This is a genomic window from Acidobacteriota bacterium, from assembly GCA_034211275.1.
Lineage (GTDB): Bacteria > Acidobacteriota > Thermoanaerobaculia > Multivoradales > JAHZIX01 > JAGQSE01.
This window is the reverse complement of record JAXHTF010000333.1, coordinates 1-3,054: the sequence shown is the minus strand read 5'-3', so window position 1 is coordinate 3,054 and position 3,054 is coordinate 1. Positions and strand designations below refer to the sequence as shown.

At 66.1% G+C, this 3,054-nt stretch carries 4 protein-coding genes; all 4 read left to right on the top strand.

Features of this window, described 5'->3' with window-relative positions; all coding sequences use genetic code 11:
• Positions 1-1,459, top strand: a 1,459-nt coding sequence (locus tag SX243_25655) for an MlaD family protein (GenBank protein MDY7096376.1), incomplete at its 5' end; no start/stop codon positions are given.
• A gap of 9 nt (positions 1,460-1,468) precedes the next feature.
• Positions 1,469-2,119 (top strand): alpha/beta fold hydrolase, encoded by a 651-nt coding sequence (locus SX243_25650; protein MDY7096375.1) that lies wholly within the window; start codon positions 1,469-1,471, stop codon positions 2,117-2,119.
• Between the two features lie 146 nt (positions 2,120-2,265).
• The gene (locus SX243_25645; protein MDY7096374.1) at positions 2,266-2,886 is read left to right on the top strand and encodes an outer membrane beta-barrel protein; all 621 of its coding nucleotides are present in this window, start codon (positions 2,266-2,268) and stop codon (positions 2,884-2,886) included.
• 40 nt (positions 2,887-2,926) lie between these two features.
• Positions 2,927-3,054 (top strand): NUDIX domain-containing protein (locus SX243_25640; GenBank protein MDY7096373.1); only part of this gene is annotated, 128 nt, incomplete at its 3' end.

Here is a 3,054-nt window from a genome sequence, read left to right as displayed (position 1 = left end):
CTCTATGTCCAACGTGATCAAAGTCGGAATCTTCGTCACCGTCGTGCTGGCGGTGCTCGCCTATCTGGTGATCAAGGTCGAGGATTGGAGCCTCTTCGGTAGCGCCGGCCAACGGGTCGACGTGGTCTTCGACTCGGTGGTGGGCCTGGACGACAAGGCCCCGGTGCGGGTCGCCGGCGTCCGCGTTGGGCGAGTGGATGGGGTCACCCTGCAGGATCTCAAGGCGCGGGTCTCGCTGCTCCTGGACACCCCCGTGCCCCTGCCCCGGGGTAGCCGCGCCCGTATCGCCAACGCCGGTCTGCTGGGGGATAAATACGTCGAGCTCATCCCCGGCCCGGAAGGTGGACCTCCACTCCCGGAGGACGCGGTGCTGCAGGGCGAAGCGGCGCCGTCCTTCGACGAAGCCTTCGAGACCATCGGCAGCATGGGGGAAAGCATCTCCGACCTCACCGGCTCCCTCAATGACGAAGACCTCGCCGGCGGGTTGGCGGACCTCATCGCCGACCTCCAGGCCACCAGCATGGAGATTCGGGCTCTGGTGGTGGCCAACCGGGAGACCATCGGCGCCACCGCGCAGAATTTCGAGGTCTTCTCCGCCGCCCTGGCTCAGGAGCTGCCGCAGCTCACCGCCAAGATGAACCAGCTACTGGACACGGTGGACTCGGTGGTGGCGGAGAACCGCGGCAACCTCAAGGACAGCCTGGGGAATATCCGCGAGGTGACGGACAAGATGCAAACCTCGGTGGACAATCTCAACTCCATCTCGGATCAGATCGCCAGCGGCGAGGGCACCCTGGGCAAGCTGGTCTACGACGACTCGGCCCACGACAGCCTGGTCTCCACCCTCGACTCGGTGGAAGCCGGCGTCGGCACCATCACCGACACCCTGGGGCGGGTCAAGCGGCTGGAGTTCAATTTCGGTCTCGAGGGCTCCTATTTCAGCGATCCGGAAGAATACCGCACCGCCGTCACCCTCGACATCGATCCGGGGAAGAACCGCTTCTACCACGTGGCCCTGGTGGATACGCCGGGAGGCGAGACCAAGTCCCAGACCGACGTCATTACCACCACCTTCCCCGACGGCACCACCGAGGTGAAGACCATCCGCACCGACAGCACCGACGACGACTTCACCTACTCCGCCCAATTCGGTTTCCGCTTCGGCGACGCCGACCTGCGGGCCGGGCTCTTCGAATCCTCCGGTGGCGGCGCGGTGGACTACTACCTCCTCGACCGCGAGCTGAAGTTCTCCCTCGAGGCTTTCGACTTCTCCCGCCCCGACGATCTGGATCCACGGCTGCGCTTCTCCACCCGCTGGCAATTCCACCCCAATATGTACCTGGTGGGCGGCTACGACGATTTCCTGGAGAGCGACAACAGCTCCATCTTCTTCGGCGGCGGCGTGCGCTGGAAGGACGAAGACCTCAAATATCTGCTGGGCTCCGTACCGAGCTTCTAGGAACCGCTCATGAACCTGCTCCACACCGCCCACGTCCCCACCGGCGACGGCCCCTTCCCCACCGTCGTCGCCCTCCACGGCTGGGGCGCCAGCGCCCACGACCTGCTGGGCCTCGCCCCCTTCCTGGGGGACGGGGTGATGTTTCTCTGCCCCCAAGGGCCGGTGAAGCTGCCGGTGGGCGGCGGTCAATTCGGCTACGGCTGGTTTCCCCTCAACCCCCAGGCACCGGTGAATCCGGTGGAATTCGCCCAGGGCAGCGTCGCTTTGCGCACCTTCGTCGACCAGGCGGTGGAGCGCTACCCCGTCGACCCCGAGAAGCTCTTCCTGCTGGGTTTCAGCCAGGGAGGCCTGATGGGCTTCGATCTGGCCCTGCGCCAGCCCCAACGCTTCCAAGGCCTGGCGGCGCTGGCCAGCTGGTTTCCCGACGAGCTGGCCACGGCCCTGCGGCCCCATCGCGAGGAGAACCCTCCCACGGACCTACCGGTGCTGGTGATCCACGGCAAGCAGGACCCGACCATCGCCGTCGAGGCCGCCCGGGAGAGCCGCCAGCGGCTGGAAGACTTCGGTGTCGACCTCACCTACCGCGAGTTCGACATGGGCCACGAGCTGCGGCCGCCGGCAGTGGAGCTGTTGCGGGATTGGCTGCGCCAGCGGCTCTAGGCTCTAGGAGCTCACCACCACTTTCCCTCGCCCCGCAACCTTTCCATCCCCCACGGCGTTAGAATTGTAGATAGGGAGGCCGGGAACAGCTTGTCCGCGGATCGGCCGCGGAGGGTTTCCGCCGGCCTCATGAACTGGAGGCCATCATGCGTAGATTGACTTTGCTTCTGGCCCTGTTGCTCGCCTTTCCGGTGGTGAGCTACGCCCAGACCGATTCCATCGACCTCACCGTCTTCGCCGGCTACCGTAGCGGCGGAGACTTCATCGCCGATCCCGACCTCTTCGATCGCTTCGTGGACGAGTTCGAAGTCGACGACGCCGAAGTCTACGGCCTGGCCTTGGGTTTCCCCATCAGCCGGAGCTTCGCCGTCGAGCTGCTCTATAGCCGCCAGGACACCGAGCTCTCCTTCGACGATGGATTCTTCGTCGATCCGATCTTCCTGAGCGATATCGAGGTCAGCTACTTCCACGCCGGCATGCGCTGGCAGTGGGCGCCGGGACAGGTCCAGCCCTATGTCGCCGCCGGCCTCGGCGTCGCTCGGCTGAGTCCCGACGATCGGCTGCTGGACACCGAGCACCGCTTCTCCGGAAACCTCGGCGTGGGGGTGCGCATCATGCCCACGGAGCACATCGGGCTGCGGCTCGAGGGCCGGGGCTATTTCACCGACCTGTCGGACTACGACGACCGGCGCTGCTGCCGCGACGACTACGACAACGGCGACCTCTACCAGGTGGAGGCCACCGCCGGCATCGTCTTCGCGTTCTGAGCCACCGCCGTTGAACGATCCCGCCCCGCCCGCCGGAGGCCTGCTCCACGTGGTCGGGGCGGCGATCCTGCATCGCCGCCGCTGCCTGGTGGCCCAGCGTTCCGAATCCATGCCCGAACCCCTGCGCTGGGAGTTTCCCGGCGGCAAAGTGGAAGCCGGAGAAACTCC